This is a genomic window from Arthrobacter sp. AG367, from assembly GCF_007828995.1.
Classification (GTDB): Bacteria; Actinomycetota; Actinomycetes; order Actinomycetales; family Micrococcaceae; genus Arthrobacter.
On the sequence record NZ_VIVE01000004.1, the window covers coordinates 189,780 to 205,458 of the forward strand.

16 protein-coding genes are annotated in these 15,679 nt (G+C 68.2%); 4 read left to right on the forward strand and 12 right to left on the reverse strand.

All coding sequences use genetic code 11. The features are described 5' to 3' along the window. Positions 1-75: 75 nt before the first annotated feature. Entirely contained in the window at positions 76-615 is a 540-nt protein-coding gene (locus FB478_RS13280) for a hypothetical protein (RefSeq protein ID WP_056393014.1), read from the reverse strand. A gap of 160 nt (positions 616-775) precedes the next feature. On the opposite strand from FB478_RS13280, the gene FB478_RS13285 reads away from it, so the two are divergent. Genes FB478_RS13285 through FB478_RS13300 form a run of 4 tightly spaced genes read left to right on the forward strand, consistent with a single transcriptional unit; the run spans position 776 to position 3,184 of the window. Further along, a complete protein-coding gene (locus FB478_RS13285; RefSeq protein WP_026265726.1) occupies positions 776-1,066 on the forward strand; it encodes a hypothetical protein in 291 nt (96 codons plus the stop codon). Between the two features lie 3 nt (positions 1,067-1,069). After that, entirely contained in the window at positions 1,070-1,897 is an 828-nt protein-coding gene (locus FB478_RS13290) for a DUF1206 domain-containing protein (protein WP_018769014.1), read from the forward strand. 28 nt (positions 1,898-1,925) lie between these two features. Continuing rightward, complete coding sequence (locus tag FB478_RS13295) at positions 1,926-2,714, forward strand: hypothetical protein (protein ID WP_056393009.1); 789 nt, start codon at positions 1,926-1,928, stop codon at positions 2,712-2,714. A gap of 20 nt (positions 2,715-2,734) precedes the next feature. Further along, a complete protein-coding gene (locus FB478_RS13300; protein ID WP_144600909.1) occupies positions 2,735-3,184 on the forward strand; it encodes an SRPBCC family protein in 450 nt (149 codons plus the stop codon). A 73-nt stretch (positions 3,185-3,257) separates the two neighbouring features. Here FB478_RS13300 and FB478_RS13305 read toward each other — a convergent pair whose 3' ends face one another. The 11 genes from FB478_RS13305 to FB478_RS13355 all read right to left on the reverse strand — a co-directional run bounded on the left by FB478_RS13305 (position 3,258) and on the right by FB478_RS13355 (position 15,677). Next, positions 3,258-4,724, reverse strand: a complete 1,467-nt coding sequence (locus FB478_RS13305) for an FAD-dependent oxidoreductase (protein ID WP_144600823.1) — start codon at positions 4,722-4,724, stop codon at positions 3,258-3,260. Positions 4,725-4,821: 97 nt separating this feature from the next. Then, on the reverse strand, positions 4,822-6,084 hold the full coding sequence (gene cobA, locus FB478_RS13310; protein ID WP_018769011.1) for a uroporphyrinogen-III C-methyltransferase: 1,263 nt from the start codon (positions 6,082-6,084) through the stop codon (positions 4,822-4,824). 74 nt (positions 6,085-6,158) lie between these two features. Next, positions 6,159-6,296, reverse strand: a complete 138-nt coding sequence (locus FB478_RS21535) for a hypothetical protein (protein ID WP_395858351.1) — start codon at positions 6,294-6,296, stop codon at positions 6,159-6,161. A gap of 322 nt (positions 6,297-6,618) precedes the next feature. Next, entirely contained in the window at positions 6,619-7,575 is a 957-nt protein-coding gene (locus tag FB478_RS13320; RefSeq protein WP_018769009.1) for an ABC transporter permease, read from the reverse strand. After that, a complete protein-coding gene (locus tag FB478_RS13325) occupies positions 7,565-8,290 on the reverse strand; it encodes an ABC transporter ATP-binding protein (RefSeq protein ID WP_056393004.1) in 726 nt (241 codons plus the stop codon). The genes FB478_RS13320 and FB478_RS13325 overlap by 11 nt, the downstream gene beginning before the upstream one ends. 28 nt (positions 8,291-8,318) lie before the next feature. Beyond that, positions 8,319-9,449: an ABC transporter substrate-binding protein gene (locus tag FB478_RS13330; protein ID WP_018769007.1), complete on the reverse strand. Its 1,131-nt coding sequence runs from the start codon at positions 9,447-9,449 to the stop codon at positions 8,319-8,321. A 130-nt stretch (positions 9,450-9,579) separates the two neighbouring features. After that, the gene (locus FB478_RS13335; RefSeq protein ID WP_144600825.1) at positions 9,580-10,746 is read right to left on the reverse strand and encodes an RtcB family protein; all 1,167 of its coding nucleotides are present in this window, start codon (positions 10,744-10,746) and stop codon (positions 9,580-9,582) included. 110 nt (positions 10,747-10,856) lie between these two features. Further along, positions 10,857-12,263: a sulfate adenylyltransferase subunit 1 gene (locus FB478_RS13340; RefSeq protein ID WP_056393001.1), complete on the reverse strand. Its 1,407-nt coding sequence runs from the start codon at positions 12,261-12,263 to the stop codon at positions 10,857-10,859. Next, entirely contained in the window at positions 12,263-13,207 is a 945-nt protein-coding gene (cysD, locus tag FB478_RS13345) for a sulfate adenylyltransferase subunit CysD (protein WP_018769004.1), read from the reverse strand. Before cysD ends, FB478_RS13340 begins: the two co-directional genes overlap by 1 nt. Beyond that, complete coding sequence (locus tag FB478_RS13350) at positions 13,204-13,932, reverse strand: phosphoadenylyl-sulfate reductase (protein ID WP_018769003.1); 729 nt, start codon at positions 13,930-13,932, stop codon at positions 13,204-13,206. Before FB478_RS13350 ends, cysD begins: the two co-directional genes overlap by 4 nt. Beyond that, the gene (locus tag FB478_RS13355; RefSeq protein WP_056393000.1) at positions 13,932-15,677 is read right to left on the reverse strand and encodes a nitrite/sulfite reductase; all 1,746 of its coding nucleotides are present in this window, start codon (positions 15,675-15,677) and stop codon (positions 13,932-13,934) included. Before FB478_RS13355 ends, FB478_RS13350 begins: the two co-directional genes overlap by 1 nt. Positions 15,678-15,679: the final 2 nt, after the last annotated feature.

The window sequence follows — 15,679 nt, forward strand, 5'->3', positions numbered from 1 at the left end:
AGCACCCCGGACACGGCAGCGGCCCGGCACTTACGTGCCGGGCCGCCGTCGTCAGCTTCTTACTGCGTGTCCGCCCTACTCGCCGCGGAGGCCTGCAAAGACGTTCTTGGGCCGCTGCATCTCGCCGTGCTTGGCGCCGAGGATGATCACCAGGGCTGCGAAGCCGGGGATGGCCCACTGCAGGAGCTTGAGCTGCTGCTGGGCCGTCCTCAATTCGTCCGAGGCCGCGCCGTGCGGCTCCGTTGCGCCTTCGGCGCCTTCACCGGCAAGCTTTTCCACCTTCTTGCCCAGGATGCCCGAGTACAGGGTCACCGCGGCGCCCACCACGGTGACCGCCGTCTTGATGACGGTGTCGCGGGCCACGCCCTCCTGCTTGGCGATGCGGCCCTTGTTCTCCCAGGCGATGGCGAGGTCCGCCACCAGGTGGGAGGCGAAAGCCGCCGTCTGGAACGGCGCCCACTTCATCCAGCCGGCACTGGAAAGCCGGGTGCGCTCAGCGGGGTCCTTGGCCTGGGCCGCCGCGCCGTTGAGTCCGATTGCGCCCATGAGTGATCCGCCAAACCATGCTGCCGCGGTCAGGTCGTGAACTGAACGGGCAATGAGGTTTCCTGCCATGATGTGCGTTCCTAACGTTGTGAACTGGTTCCGGGTTTTGCCGCTGTGCAGCGGACTTCGCTTGCCTGTTCCATCGAGGTATGGTGCGCCCATGGTAAGCACACTTACTAATATTACGAAACCCCGTCCCGGGCGGGGGCAACCGCGTAATATCGTCGCCATGGGAAAAACAGGAACATTGTTCGGCTGGGCCTTCGGGGACCCCGCCCGTGAAAGTGACGGCGGCTACGTGGACGGCCTGCAGCGCGAGGCGCTCAGGAATGCGCGGGAAACCGCCAAAGCCAAGGGCGTGGAGGCGGTCACCGGGTCCGAGGTGTTCACCGTCCTCAGTGCGGACGATTCCCTGGTGGAACTGGACAACGCCCCGGGCCAGCTGGTGGTCCGCTGCACCGTGCACGTGGAGGGACCGGGCGCGGAGAAGCTGAGGGCCGAAGGGCCCATGAACGGCTGAACCATGTCCGACGGCGATTCCACCCTCAGCCAGGCAGCAGACGCTGTCGAGGAGGCGTCCAACCACAAGGCCCTGGACGTCCTGGCCCGCACCGGATTTGCCGTCATGGCGGTGCTGCACATCATCGTTGGGGCCATCGCCGTTGCCATCGCCCTCGGCCATCCGGGCGATGCCGAACCCACCGGCGCCATCGCCCAGCTCGCGGACAACCCGTGGGGACCCGTGGTCATGTGGGGGTGCGTGGCGGCCTGCCTGGGCCTTGCCCTGTGGCAGGCCAGCGAAGCGACGTTGCGCGCACGGAGCCTGGCCCGCAAGGAACGGCTGGCCAAGCTGGTCTCCTCGGGATTCCTGGCCATCGCATACGGCAGTGTGGGCCTTACGTTCGCGGGCTTCGCCCTGGGCCAGCGCAGCGACTCGGGAGACAACACCCGGGACTTCAGTGCCAGCCTGATGGCCAACCCCCTGGGGCCGTGGGTCCTGGTGGCGCTGGGGCTGACCATCCTGGGCATCGGCATCTACTTCATCGTCAAGGGAATCCGTCGCGGCTTCAAGGAGGAGCTGTTCCACTTCGACGGCACCCGGCGCGGCAGGCTTATCGACAGCCTGGGCGTCACCGGCCATGTGGCCAAAGGGATAGCGCTGGACCTCACGGGCCTGTTGTTCGTGATCGCCGCGGCCAAGCACCGGCCCGAGGAATCCACCGGCCTGGACGGCAGCCTCAAGGCCCTGCAGCACCACCCGTTCGGGCCCACACTCCTGGTGGCCATTGGCGCCGGCTTCATCGCTTACGGGATTTTCGCGCTGATCCGGGCCCGGTTCGGGCGCATGTAGTCCGCCGCTTTATGGGTAGGAAGGAAGTATGACCCAGCAGCCGCGCGTTCTTTCCACCGTCACCGGGAGTGCCGGGCAGGCCTTTGCCGCCCTCTTCCGGCTCCTCAAACTCGCGCGGCCGGACCGGCCCATCCACCCCCAGGGCCTGGGCCTGGCCGGACAGCTCACCAGGACCGGCAACCCCGCACAGCCCAGCGGCATCGACTGGCTCGATTCCCCGGGGACCGACCCGGTGGTGGCCCGCGTTTCACGGTCCCTGGGCCTGCCGCAGGCGCTGCCGGACATCCTGGGCCTGGCGCTCCGGGTTTCGCCGACCAGTGCTTCCGCCGGTTCCTCGACCCCTGCCGCTGCCTCCGCTACCAACCCCGCGGACGTCCTGTTTGCCTCCACCGGCTGGGGACTGCCGGGCAGGTTCCTCCTGATGCCGCGGCTGGACATTGCGGGAGCCACCCTGACCACGCTGATGCCGTACCGCGGCCGGACGGGCCCGGTGCTGTTGGGACTGCGGACGCTGAACCTGCCTTCGGGGTCGCCGGCCTCCGGCGAATGGGTGCTGGGACTGTCCTGGGCCAGACCCGGAGGGCCGTGGCGGGCGTGCGGTGAACTGCGGCTGAACGCGGGTGCTGACCCCGCGGACATCCCGCTGCGTTTCGACCCCCTTGAGAACCAGCCGCCGGGCGCCCGGACGTACGCCTGGACCCGCCGCCTGCGGAAGCCGTCCTACCGGGCCGCACGGCGGGCCCGCACCTCCCGCCGTCGGACATTTGAAGGACACCGGACGCCGGCGGGGTCCGCCGAAGCACCCACCAAAGCATGACCGGAACCGGAAGGAACTCCATGTCCACCGTCTCGCAGCTGTTCACCTCCCCCGCGGCCGACGTATGGCGGGTCATCGCCGACGGCTGGCTGTATTCCGGCTGGGTGGTGGGCGCATCCCGGATCAGGGACGTGGACGCCGAATGGCCCCGGCAGGGTTCCCGGCTGCACCACTCCGTGGGCGCCTGGCCGCTGGTGATTGATGACAGCACCAGCGTGGCGGCCGTCGAGCCAGGCCGCTCGCTGGAACTGGTGGCGCGGGGCTGGCCGATGGGCGAGGCCAAGGTGGAGATCACGCTGGAGGACCGGGGCGACCAGTGCCTGGTGACCATCGCCGAGGATGCCATCCGCGGGCCCGGCAGGCTGATGCCGAAATTCCTGCGGGACCCGCTGATTTCGGCGCGGAACCGCGAGACCCTGCGTCGGCTGGAGCTCATGGCCGTTGGCGGCGCTGGTAAGCAACAGGGGTAGGGCATATTAAAGCAGGAACCGCGGGACCAATGGCCCCCGCGGTTCCTGTCTGATGGTGCGTTGAATCGGTGCATCAGACCTGCGCGGCCACACCGTCGCGGGAGATGTCCACCATGTCCTCGCGCGGCACCACCTTGATGCGCTCACGCTTGACCTCCACGCCGTGCGATCCCCCGGCCTCAGTGGCAGCTGCACCCAGTGCGAGTTCGTGCGCGTCCAGCGCCAGCCAGCCTTCCCAGCTGGTGAACTTCACGCCGCGTGCGTCGAGGAGTTCGGTGACGGCGTCCTCCTCCGGTGCCGAAGCGACGGGAAGGTTTTCGCGGTCTTCCAGCAGGTAGGTGACGGTCTCCAGGGCGTCGCCCTTGGTGTGGCCGATGAGGCCGACCGGCCCGCGCTTGATCCAGCCGGTGGCGTAGATGCCCGGCACGTGGTTGCCGTCGGAGTCCAGGACGCGGCCGCCGTCGTTCACCACAACGCCCTTCTTGTGGTCGAACTCCACGTCCGGGAGGGCGGAACCAAAGTAGCCGATGGCTCGGTAGACGGCCTGGACCGGGTAGTCCACGTACTCGCCGGTGCCGCGGGCGTTGCCGGCGCCGTCCAGCTCGGTGCGCTCAAACTTGATGCCGGCCACCTTGCCCGGGGTCTCGGCGTCGTCATAGATCTCCACCGGGCTGTGCAGGAAGTGCAGGTGCAGGCGGCGGGACGCCTTGAGCTCGGAGACGTCCTCGGGCTGCTCGGCAATCCAGTTGGTGAGCGTGCCCACCATGGTCTTGGTCTGGTTGTTGGTCTGGATCTGGCGGTCCGATTCCTCGTCGAACTCGAAGTCCTCCGGGTACAGGATGATGTCCACGTCCTTGGAGTGGGACAGCTCGCGCAGCTCCAGCGGGGTGAACTTGACCTGGGCGGGGCCGCGGCGGCCGAAGACGTGCACGTCGGTGACCGGGGAAGCCTTCAGACCGGCGTAGACGTTGTCCGGGATCTCGGTGGTGAGGAGGTCGTCGGCATGCTTGGACAAAACACGGGCCACGTCCAGGGCCACGTTGCCGTTGCCGATCACCGCGATTTCCTTGGCCTCGAGCGGCCATTCGCGCGGGACATCGGGGTGGCCGTCGTACCAGGAGACGAAGTCGGCGCCGCCGAACGAGCCCTCCAGCTCGATGCCGGGGATGTTCAGGTCCGCGTCCTTGATGGCGCCGGTGGCGAAGATGACGGCGTCGTAATGGGTCCGGAGGTCCTCAATGGTGAGGTCCGTGCCGTAGTCCACGTTGCCGAAGAAGCGGATGTCGCCGCGGTCCAGCACCTTGTGCAGGGCGTTCACGATGCCCTTGATGCGGGGGTGGTCCGGGGCCACGCCGTAGCGGATCAGGCCGTAGGGTGCCGGGTAGCGGTCAAAGAGGTCGATGCTGACGGTCAGCTCGCCGCTTTTGACGGCTTCGCTCTTGGTGAGGATGTCGGCGGCGTAGACGCCGGCCGGGCCGGAGCCCACGACGGCGACGCGCAGTGGACGCGCAGCAGTTCCTACGGTGGTGCTGGATGACACGGCTGTGTTCCTTTTCTTCGTTCCGGCCCAACTGGCTCGCATTTGTTGTCGTTTTGACGGCTCAGAACGACAACAACTGCCAGTCAGTTGGGTGGGGCTAGGTGGTGAGGACGGTCTTGCGGGGGCTGTTCGGGGTGGTGGTGCTGTAGTCAGCGGTTTTGAAGTGCGACGGCGCGAAGGGGCTCACGCGCACCACGTCACCGATGACAATCACGGCAGGATTTGCGACGCCGGCCGCCTGGGCCTGGTCGGCGATGGAACCGAGCGTGCCAATGGTGACGCGCTGGTCCGGCAAATAGCCGTTTTCCACGATACCAACCGGGGTGTCCTGCGGCAGGCCGGCTTCGCCCAGCGCGGACGCGGATTCGCGCAGCTGGCCGACGCCCATGAGCAGGACGATCGTGTGGTCCGGACGGGCGGGTACCTCGGAGAGTTCCTCGTGGCCGGTGACCACGCTGAAGCCCTTGGCCAGGCCGCGGTGGGTGACGGGAATGCCGGCTGCTGCGGGAACGGAGATTGCCGAGGTGACGCCGGAGACCACTTCAACCTCGACGCCGTGCTGGCGGCAGTATTCGGCTTCCTCGCCGCCGCGGCCCAGCACGTAGGGGTCCCCGCCCTTGAGCCGGACAACGCGGTGTCCCTTGAGGGCTTCCTCGACGAGGATCCGGTTGATCCCAGCCTGCGGAACGGGGTGGTGGCCGGGGGTCTTGCCGACTTCGATGATCCGGACGTCCGGGGCGAGTTCGTTGAGCAGTCCGCGGGGGCCCAGACGGTCGGCGACCACGACGTCGGCCTGGCCCAGGAGACGGCGGCCGCGGACCGTGATGAGGCCCGTATCGCCGGGACCGCCGCCAACCAGCGCGACGGATCCCTGGTGTGCGCGGCGGCGGCGCAGCGGCAGGTCGCCGGTTTCGAGGGCGGTGGCCACGGCATCGCGCACGGCCATGGCCCGCCGCGGGTCGCCGCCGGCGTTGATGGCGATCTTGACGTCGTCCACCTCCGCAACGGCGGGAGTCCAGGCGGCGGAAGCTTCATGGTTGGAGGCGTTGACGCACCAAACGCGCTGTGCCTCGGCGTCGGCCGACACCTGGGCGTCCACGGCGGAATCGCCGGTGGCGGTCTGGACGAACCACACGCCGTCGACGTCGCTGGAAAGGTAGGGCCGCGCTTCCCAGGTGAGCAGGCCGGCGCCGGCCATCTCCAGCAGCGCGGGCGAGGCAACCGGAGCCACGACGGTGACCACGGCCCCTGCGTCGAGCAGCCCCTTGGCGCGGCGGGCGGCAACGGGGCCGCCGCCCACCACCAGCACCGGGCGGCCGAGCAGCCGCAGCGCCGTGGGGTAAATGTCCTGAATTGCCATGAATCAACGGTAGGTCCGCGTCACATTCGCCCACAAAGGCCGAGCAACACCAGTTCACGTAAGGTAATGCTGCGTCACAAACGTTTAGCCGCAGCGGCGAGGAACCTGCCCCTGCGGACGATGAGGCGCTCCAGGTACCGGGTCAGGAACAGGCGCTCGACGGCGCGGCCCAGGACCCCCAGCGGGGCGGTGAACTCCACCCGGTCAACCATCAGGCTTCCCGTGGCAGTAGGCGCGAATTCGTGGACGTGCCGGAAGGCCTTGAAGGGGCCCTTGACCTGTTCGTCGGTAAAACTGCGCGGGGATGGTAAGCCCGGTTGTCACCCCTCCCACGGCCCGTCCTGGTGGGCGCCGGCGGTCCCGGGGCACTTTGGCGCGTTCCGGCGTCGAACCGGCCCTGAAACCCGGCGTGTCCGTGTCAAAGTGCCCCGGTTCCGTCAGGTCAGGGCACAGGACAGTCAGGGCACAGGACAGCAGAGAGCCCGACGGCGGGACTCGCCGTCGGGCTCTCAGGGTGCCTGGGTGCGGGCTGACTTAGCGGGTGCTGCCGGCCAGGAGGCCGCGGCGGCGCAGGAGGCGCTTCTCGATGGGGCCGAACACCAGAAGCTCAATCAGGATGCCGACTGCGAGGATCAGCAGGATGGCGGCCATGACCACGCCCATATCGGACAGGGTCCGGCCCTGGTCCAGCAGCGACCCCAGGCCGAAGCCGATGGTGCCGCCCACAGCGATGATCTCCGCGGCCATGAGGGAGCGCCAGGAGAAGGCCCAGCCCTGTTTGAGGCCGCCCAGGTAGCCCGGCAGCGCGGCCGGGAGGACAATCTGCAGGGCCATCTGCAGCCGGGACGCGCCAAGCACCGTGCCCACCCGGCGGTACTGCGGCGGGATCTGGTCCACGCCGGAGATGAGCCCGTTGATGATGGACGGGATGGCGCCCATGAACACCACGAAGTACACGGTGGCGTCAGTAAGGCCGAACCAGATGATGGCCGCGGGGACCCACGCCACGGAGGGCAGGACCTGCAGTCCCGAAATGAGCGGTCCAAACGCGCGCCGCAGCGGTGCCACCTGGGCCAGGAGCAAGCCGACCGGCGTGGCGATGGCCACCGAAATCAGGAAGCCCACCACGCCGCGCTGCAGCGACGTCCAGACTGATTCCTGGAACTTGCCGTCGCCCCAGAGAACGCCCAGCTGGCCAAGGACGTCCAGCGGCCCGGGAACCAGGTCGCGCCGTTTGACGCCCAGGGACACGTAGAACTGCCAGACCAGCACCAGCACCAGCAGCGCGGCTACGGGCAGGAGGATGCGGCTCCAGTCGATCCGGTGTTTGCGGTCGGCGTCGGACTGCAGCGAGTCAAGGCCGGATTCCAGCTCCCGGAGGTCCTCGTTGCCGGTGGACGTCCGGGTCAGGGCGGCATGGACTGGCTCGCGGGTTTTGGTTTCGTCGGGCTCAACCACCGGCGCGGAGCCGGACAGGGACTTACTTGGCATGGCGGCGAATCTCCTCCCGCAGCCGGGCGGTGATGACCCCGGTCAGCTGGCCGGCGAGCCCGGCGTCGGTTCGGTGTTCCTCGGTGACGGCCCATTCCTGGACCACGCGGCCGGGGCGCGAGGACAGCAGCAGGACGCGCTGGCCCAGCCGGACGGCCTCGCGGACGTTGTGGGTGACGAAGACGATGGTGCGCCCGGTTTCCTTCCAGATGCGTTCCAGCTCGTCGTGCAGCAGGTCGCGGGTGATTGCGTCCAGCGCGGCGAACGGCTCGTCCATGAGCAGGAGCTGCCGGTCCTGGGCCAGCGAACGTGCCAGCGAGACGCGCTGCCGCATGCCGCCGGAGAGCTCGTGCGGGCGCTTGTCCCCCGCCGTCCCCAGGTGCACCAGTTCCAGGAGCTCCTGGGCCTTGGCCTTGCGCTCGGCCTTGCCCACCCCGCGGAGCTTGAGGGCCAGCTCGATGTTTTCCCGGGCGGTGAGCCACGGGAAGAGGGCGGCGTCCTGGAACATGAAGGCGGCGCCGTCGCTGGGTACTTCCAGGGCGCCCGACGTCGGCGCTTCGAGTCCCGCGATGATGTTCAGGAGGGTGGATTTGCCGCAGCCGGAGGCACCGAGGAGGGCAACGAACTCGCCCTGCTTGATGTTGGCGTTGACGTCGTCCAGTACCGGGGCGCCGTCGCCGAAGCGCTTGCCCAGGTGTTCCAGTACGACTGGCATGGTGCCGTCCTTAGGTAGTGGGGGTGGGTCAGTCCTGGCCGAGTCCGGCCGCAGAAATCTTGTCGGTACCGCCGGTGACCTGGTTGAGGGCACGGAGGTCGAAGAGGCCGTTGATGTCGGCCTTCTTGGTGGTGCCGGCCTCCACGCCGTCCTGGAGGAGCTTGGAGTAGCTGCCGGCCAGGGGGTCCAGGGTGAAGGTGATGTTGGCCAGCGACCTGGTAAGGACATCTCCCGGCAGTGCTGCCCCGGCGGTTTCCTGCAGGGCGGAGTTGATGAGCTCCGCCTTCTGGCCGGCCGGCGCCGAATTGAGCCACGCTACCGATTCCGCGTTCCCCTTCAGCAGCGCCTTGACCGTGTCCGGGTGGTCCGCGGCGAACTTCTGGTTCACGATCAGGATGGTGGTGGGGAACTCGCCCGGCTTGCCGGTGCCGGTTCCGTCCCACAGGTCCTTTTCGTCCACCAGCACCTGGGCGCCGGCCTGGAGCACCAATCGTGAGGCCCACGGCTCAGGCAGCCACGCGCCGTCGAGCTTTCCGTCCTGGAACAGCTTGAGGGACTGGGCGTTGTCTGTGGGGTTGATGGCGACATCGCCGCTGCCGTCCACGTTGGTCTTGTAGCCCTGCTTGCTGAGCCAGGCCCGGAGGGCCACGTCCTGCGTGCCGCCGAGCTGCGGGGACGCGAGCGTCTTGCCCTTGAGGTCGGCGGCGGAGTTGATCCCGGGCCTGACCACCAGCTGTGCACCGCCCGCCGCGGCGCCCGCAATCACCCGCACGGACTGGCCCTGGCTCTTGGCGAACGAGTTGATGGCCGGATTGGGGCCGATGTAGGCGGCGTCGATGGCACCGGCATTCAGGGCCTCGATGGCTGCCGGGCCGGCGTTGAAGGTTTCGGTGCTGAGCCTGGTGCTGCCCAGGGCGTGCGCGAGGAACCCCTTTTTGATGCCCACCAGGGCCGCGGCGTGGGTGACGTTGCCGAAGTAGCCCAGCTTCAGTTCCGCGGCCGGGGTGGGCTCGGCGGCCTGCGCCTCGCTGTTGCGGGAAATGTTCGAGGCCACGATGGCGCCGACGGCGATCAGCAGGACCAGCCCGATGGCCAAGGCAGCCTCGACGGCGCGCCTGCGCGTGGGAACCGCGCTTTCGCCTGCCACGATGCGGGTCATCCCGGGCTTGGAACTAGTCATTGTTTCACCATAGGGAGTGGCCCAAACCCGTTCAACGACGCGGAAACGGGGGGTCACGCACGTTCATCTAGCGTCACATTTGGCCGCACTCCTGCCCTGTTTCGCAGATTCAGTTGCCTTTGACGTTGACCAGCTGCCGCAGCTTGTGCCGCACCGTGACCAGGTCCGCGGCATCCTGCATGACCTGGTCGATCGGCTTGTACGCGGCCGGGATTTCGTCAATGAAGGCCTCCGAGGCGCGGAACTCGATGCCCCGCATGGCCCGCTTCAGCTCCTCCAGCGTGAAGGCCTTCCGGGCAGCGTTCCGGGAGTACTCACGCCCCGCCCCGTGCGGTGAGGAGTTCAGCGACGCCGGGTTGCCACGGCCCACCACAACATACGACGCCGTCCCCATGGACCCGGGGATAAGTCCGGGATCTCCGGGGGCGGCTTTGATGGCGCCCTTGCGGGACACCCACACGGACTTGCCGTAATGCGTCTCCAGCTCGGTAAAGTTGTGGTGGCAGTTGATCCGCTCGCGTTCCCGGACCGGCCCGCCCACCCAGTGGCTGAACTGGGTTCTTACGCGGTCCATCATCTCCTCCCGGTTCAGCAGGGCGAAGTGCTGGGCCCAGCGCAGTTCGGCGATGTACCGCTCGAACTGCGGGGTTCCCTCGTCCAGGTACGCGAGGTCCGGGTGCGGCAGGTATATCTGGTTCTTGCGGCTGATATGCCGGGCGACGCCGATGTGGTGCTGGGCGATCCTGTTGCCGATGCCCCGCGAGCCCGAATGCAGGAAGAGCCACACGCCGTCGTCCTCATCTGCGGACACCTCGATGAAGTGGTTCCCCGAGCCCAGGGACCCCAGCTGCAGCTCCCACTTGGGAACGTACTGGGCAGGGTTGAAACCGGCCTTCGCGGCCCGCTGCTTCAGCTCCGCGATCCGCGGCTGCGCCGTGGGAAGGACCTGCCTGTTGTTATGCCCTGCCGATAAGGGGATGACCCGCTCAATGTCCTCCCGGAGGCGCTTGCGGTCCTTGGGCAGGTCCTTCACGGAGTACTGGGTGCGGACCGCGATCATGCCGCAGCCGATGTCCACGCCAACCGCGGCCGGAATGATGGCGCGCAGCGTGGGGATGACGGAGCCCACGGTGGCGCCCATGCCCAGGTGCGCATCCGGCATCAGCGCCAGGTGCGGGTAGATGAACGGCAGGGCCGCGGTCATCACTGCCTGCTCGCGGGTCTTGTCATCCAGGATGGACGCCCAGTTGAGGAGCTTCGGGCTGATGGTCTCCATGCTTTCGCCTCCTCTGACAACCTTACGAGACGGCAAAACCGCGGCTTGTTCGCGCGTCAGAACCTTCACGGTCCGGATCTGCGAACAAGCCGCGGTTTCGAAAGGAGTACCTAGATGCTGTAGCGCTCGTCCTCGTGGTCGCCCGGGTGGTCCTTGACCAGGCCGGCGGCCAGCGTGTTGCCGTCCAGCGGGTCGATCACCAGGAATGCGCCGGTGCGGCGGTGGTGCAGGTAGTTCTCCAGCGGCAGCGGGGCGGCGAGCCGGAGCTGCGCGTGCCCGATGTCGTTCAGTTCCAGGCTGGAGGCGCCTTCAAGCTTGAAGGTGGCCAGGTCCAGCTTGCCTGAGACGCTGCGGACCATCGCCTGCACCGTCCGGGTGCCGTGCTTGACCAGCACCTTCTGGCCTTCGCGGAGCGGCTTCGGGGACAGCCAGCACAGGGCGGCGTACAGGTCGGCGGAAGCCTCGCGGACGGTGCCGGCGGCCGCGATGGTGTCACCGCGTGCGACGTCGAACTCGTCCGCCAGCCGGATGGCCACCGACTGCGGGGCGGCGGCTTCCTGCAGGGAAGCCCCGGCAAAGTCGATGCCCACCACGGTGGTGGTCCGCGGTGCCTGGCCCGGTGTCAGCACGGACACCTGGTCCCCCACCTTTACGGAGCCTTCGGTGATCTGGCCGGCGTAGGCGCGGTAGTCGCGGAACGCCTCCACATCCAGGCCGGCGGCGACGGCGTCGGGGGCCAAGGCGCCCTGCGGCCGGATGACCAGCTGCACCGGGAAGCGGAAGCTTTCCAGGTGGCTCTCCAGTTCATCGGCGGCTGGCAGGGTCTCCAGGACCTCCAGCAGTGCGGGGCCGGTGTACCAGGGGGTGCGCTCGGAGCGCTCCACCACGTTGTCGCCGTCGAGAGCGGAGACCGGGATGACCAGGAGGTCGCTGATGCCGTCGGCGCCCAGGCCCAGTTCGCGGCCCACCTGCTGCACGTCGGCTTCGATCCCGCGGAACACGGACTCGCTGAAGTCCACCAGGTCGATCTTGTTCACGGCCACGATCACGTGCGCCACGCGCAGCAGCTGCAGCACGGACAGGTGCCGGCGGGTCTGCTCCAGCACACCCTTGCGGGCGTCAATGAGCACGACGACGGCATCCGCAGTGGACGCGCCGGTCACCGTGTTCTTGGTGTACTGCACGTGCCCGGGGCAGTCGGCCAGGATGAAGCTGCGCTGGTCGGTGGCGAAGTAGCGGTAGGCCACGTCGATGGTGATGCCCTGTTCGCGCTCGGCGCGCAGGCCATCGGTCAGCAGGGCCAGGTCGATGCCGCCCTTGTCGCCGCCGAAGCCGCGGTCGGCCGAGGTGCGGGCGACGGCGTCGAGCTGGTCAGCCAGGATGGCCTTGGAATCGTGAAGGAGGCGGCCCACCAGAGTGGACTTGCCGTCGTCGACCGATCCTGCCGTGGCGAAGCGGAAGAGCGTGGTGGGCAGGGCCGTTTCCAGGTCTGCCGGGAGAACTGCTTCGGTGGTCATTAGAAGTACCCGTCCTTCTTGCGGTCTTCCATGGCGGCCTCGGAGATGCGGTCATCTGCGCGGGTGGCGCCACGTTCGGTCAGGGTGGAGGCGGCGACTTCCACCACGACATCGGACACGGTGTAGGCGTTGGATTCCACAGCGCCGGTGCAGGACATGTCCCCCACTGTGCGGTAGCGGACGGTCTTGGTGATGACTTCCTCGCCGTCGCGGGGCTGGGACACTTCGCCCACCGCGCGCCACATGCCGTCGCGGGCGAAGACCTCACGCTCGTGGGCGTAGTAGAGGCCCGGCAGCTCGATGTTCTCGCGCTCGATGTAGCGCCAGATGTCCAGCTCGGTCCAGTTGCTGATGGGGAAGGCCCGGACGTGCTGGCCCACGGTGTGGCGGCCGTTGTAGAGGTTCCACAACTCGGGGCGCTGGTTGCGCGGGTCCCACTGGCCGAACTCGTCGCGGAGGCTGAGGATGCGCTCCTTGGCGCGGGCCTTGTCCTCGTCGCGGCGGCCGCCACCGAAGACGGCGTCGAACTTGTTCTGCTGGATGGCGTCCAGCAGGGGGACGGTCTGGAGCGGGTTGCGGGTGCCGTCGGCGCGCTCGGCCAGCTCGCCGCGGTCGATGAACTCCTGGACGGAGCCCACCACCAGCTTCAGGCCCAGCCGCTCAACGGTGCGGTCGCGGAAGTCGATGACCTCGGGGAAGTTGTGGCCGGTGTCCACGTGCAGCACGGGGAACGGCACCTTGCCGGGCCAGAACGCCTTGGTGGCCAGGTGCAGCATCACCACGGAGTCCTTGCCGCCGGAGAACAGCAGCGCAGGCTTCTCGAACTCGGCAACAACCTCGCGGATGATGTGGATGGCCTCGGACTCCAGGGTGTCCAGGCTGGACAGGCGCGTGGATACGGCGGCGTCAGTCACCTGGGTCTCCTCGGTAAGTGAAGTGCTCATACGTGTAGTCCGCATTCTGTCTTGTCGGTTCCTGCCCAGCGGCCGGCGCGGGGGTCCTCGCCGGGTGCCACCTTGCGGGTGCAGGGCTGGCAGCCGATGGAGGGGTAGCCCTGGGAAAGGAGCGGGTTGACGGGCAGGAGGTTGTCGTCGGAGTACTGGACCAGCTGGTCGAATGTCCAGGCGGCCATGGGGTTGACCTTGACCAGGCCGTTCTTCTCATCCCAGCCGATCAGCGGCGTGTTGGTCCGGGTGGGGGCTTCGTCGCGGCGGACGCCGGTGAACCAGAGCTCGTAGCCGGCCAGGGTGCGCTGCAGCGGGGCCACCTTCCGGAGGGCGCAGCACTGGGCGGCGTCGCGGGCAAAGAGGTCCTTGCCCAGGAGCCGGTCCTGCTGCTCCACAGTGTTTTCGGGGAGCACGTCCACCACGTTGACGCGGAGGTTCGCGGCCACCTCGTCACGCGTGGCGTAGGTTTCCGGGAAGTGGTAGCCGGTTTCCAGGAAGAGGACGTCGACGCCGGGCATCTGGTCCGCCACCAGGGCGGGCAGGACGGCGTCGGCCATGGAGCAGGCGACGGCGACGGCGGGCAGTTCGAAGTTGCGCTCCACCCAGGCGATGACATCGCGGGCAGGGGCGTCCCAGCCGAGTTCGGCCGCGCCGGCTTCAGCCAGCGCCTTGAGCTCCTCGACGGGACGCTTGGCGGGTGCGGGTGCCAGGTGTTTTGCCATTACTGCAATGCCTCCTCGTCTGCTGCGTGGGCCCATTCGGCGAAGGTCTGGCCTTCGGCACGGTCGGCCACGAACCGGCGGACCACCCGCTCCACGTAGTCGGGCAGGTCGTCCACGTACACCTTCAGGCCGCGGACGGTGCGTCCCAGCCCTGCTTCCTCGCGGTCGTTGGAAGCCAGCCCGCCGCCCAGGTGGACCTGGAAACCCGGGGAGGGGTCGCCGTCGGGCGTTGGCAGCATCATGCCCTTCAGGCCGATGTCCGCCGTCTGGATGCGGGCGCAGGAGTTGGGGCAGCCGTTGATGTGCAGCGACAACGCCTGCGGCAGCTGGCCCGAGCCGGCGAGGTCGGCCAGGCGGCGCTCCAGCTCGGCCACGGCCGTGGCGGCGGTGTGCTTGGTCTCCACAATGGCCAGCTTGCAGTACTCGATGCCGGTGCAGGCGATGGTGCCGCGGCGGAACACGGACGGACGGGCGGACAGGCCCAGGGCGTCCAGTTCAGCCACCAGGGGCTCAACCTGTTCCTTCTCGACGTCCAGGACCACCAGCTTCTGGTGCGGGGTGGTGCGCAGGCGCCGGGAGCCGCGGGCCTCAAGGGTGTCCGCGAGCTTGACCAGCTGGGCACCGGACAGCCGGCCGGCCAGCGGGGTGGCGCCGATGAAGAACTTGCCGTCCTTCTGCTCGTGCACGCCGATGTGGTCGCCCGGTGCGGTGGGCTTGGGCGCGGCGGGACCGTCGGCCAGCTTGTAGCCCAGGTATTCGTCCTCGAGGATCTGGCGGAACTTCTCCGGACCCCAGTCAGCCAGCAGGAACTTCAGGCGGGCCTTGGTGCGCATGCGGCGGTAGCCGTAGTCACGGAAGATGCTGGTGACGCCCAGCCACACGTCCGCGGCCTGCTCCGGCTTCACGAACGCGCCCAGGCGCTTGCCGAGCATCGGGTTGGTGGACAGCGCGCCACCCACCCACAGGTCGTAGCCGGCGCCGAATTCGGGGTGCTTCACACCAACCAGGGCGCAGTCGTTGATCTCGTGCACCACGTCCTGGCTGGGGTGGCCGGTGATGGCGGTCTTGTACTTGCGCGGGAGGTTGGACAGCAGCGGGTTGCCGATGAACCGCTCCCCCAGCTCCTCGATGAGCGGGGTGGGGTCGATGATCTCGTCCTTGGCGATGCCCGCCACGGGCGAGCCCAGGATGACGCGGGGAACGTCCCCGCAGGCCTCGGTGGTGGACAGGCCCACGCCTTCCAGGCGGTTCCAGATCTCGGGGATGTCCTCCACGCGGATCCAGTGCAGCTGGATGTTCTGGCGGTCGGTGAGGTCGGCGGAGTCGCGGGCGAAGTCCACGGAGATCTGGCCGATGACGCGCAGCTGCTCGGTGGTCAGGGCGCCGCCGTCGATCCGCACGCGCAGCATGAAGTACTTGTCCTCGAGCTCGTGCGGCTCAAGCGTTGCGGTCTTGCCGCCGTCGATCCCGGGCTTGCGCTGGGTGTACAGGCCCCACCAGCGGAACCGGCCGTGCAGGTCCTGGCCGGGGATCGCGTCGAAGCCCTCTTTGGCGTAGATGGTCTCGATACGCTCGCGCACGTTCAGGCCGTCGTCTTCCTGTTTCCAGGTTTCGTTGGCATTCAGGGGCGTCTTGCCGTCCACCTTCCACTGCCCGTGCGGCTTCGCAGCAGGACGGGACGGGCGGGCGGGGCGCTTGGTGGCAGCGGAGTCCGCGGACGCTCCGGCTAGAGCTGTATCAGTCATGC

What these genes read in the sequence shown, in the direction of transcription:
- FB478_RS13295 (WP_056393009.1), top strand. Translation starts at nt 1,926, where the DNA reads ATGACCCAGCAGCCGCGCGTTCTTTCCACCGTCACCGGGAGTGCCGGG.
- cysD (WP_018769004.1), bottom strand. Translation starts at nt 13,207, where the DNA reads ATGAGCACTTCACTTACCGAGGAGACCCAGGTGACTGACGCCGCCGTA.
- cobA (WP_018769011.1), bottom strand. Translation starts at nt 6,084, where the DNA reads ATGGCAATTCAGGACATTTACCCCACGGCGCTGCGGCTGCTCGGCCGC.
- FB478_RS13300 (WP_144600909.1), top strand. Translation starts at nt 2,735, where the DNA reads ATGTCCACCGTCTCGCAGCTGTTCACCTCCCCCGCGGCCGACGTATGG.
- FB478_RS13335 (WP_144600825.1), bottom strand. Translation starts at nt 10,746, where the DNA reads ATGGAGACCATCAGCCCGAAGCTCCTCAACTGGGCGTCCATCCTGGAT.
- FB478_RS13355 (WP_056393000.1), bottom strand. Translation starts at nt 15,677, where the DNA reads ATGACTGATACAGCTCTAGCCGGAGCGTCCGCGGACTCCGCTGCCACC.
- FB478_RS21535 (WP_395858351.1), bottom strand. Translation starts at nt 6,296, where the DNA reads ATGGTTGACCGGGTGGAGTTCACCGCCCCGCTGGGGGTCCTGGGCCGC.
- FB478_RS13285 (WP_026265726.1), top strand. Translation starts at nt 776, where the DNA reads ATGGGAAAAACAGGAACATTGTTCGGCTGGGCCTTCGGGGACCCCGCC.
- FB478_RS13340 (WP_056393001.1), bottom strand. Translation starts at nt 12,263, where the DNA reads ATGACCACCGAAGCAGTTCTCCCGGCAGACCTGGAAACGGCCCTGCCC.
- FB478_RS13350 (WP_018769003.1), bottom strand. Translation starts at nt 13,932, where the DNA reads ATGGCAAAACACCTGGCACCCGCACCCGCCAAGCGTCCCGTCGAGGAG.
- FB478_RS13320 (WP_018769009.1), bottom strand. Translation starts at nt 7,575, where the DNA reads ATGCCAAGTAAGTCCCTGTCCGGCTCCGCGCCGGTGGTTGAGCCCGAC.
- FB478_RS13330 (WP_018769007.1), bottom strand. Translation starts at nt 9,449, where the DNA reads ATGACCCGCATCGTGGCAGGCGAAAGCGCGGTTCCCACGCGCAGGCGC.
- FB478_RS13290 (WP_018769014.1), top strand. Translation starts at nt 1,070, where the DNA reads ATGTCCGACGGCGATTCCACCCTCAGCCAGGCAGCAGACGCTGTCGAG.
- FB478_RS13325 (WP_056393004.1), bottom strand. Translation starts at nt 8,290, where the DNA reads ATGCCAGTCGTACTGGAACACCTGGGCAAGCGCTTCGGCGACGGCGCC.
- FB478_RS13280 (WP_056393014.1), bottom strand. Translation starts at nt 615, where the DNA reads ATGGCAGGAAACCTCATTGCCCGTTCAGTTCACGACCTGACCGCGGCA.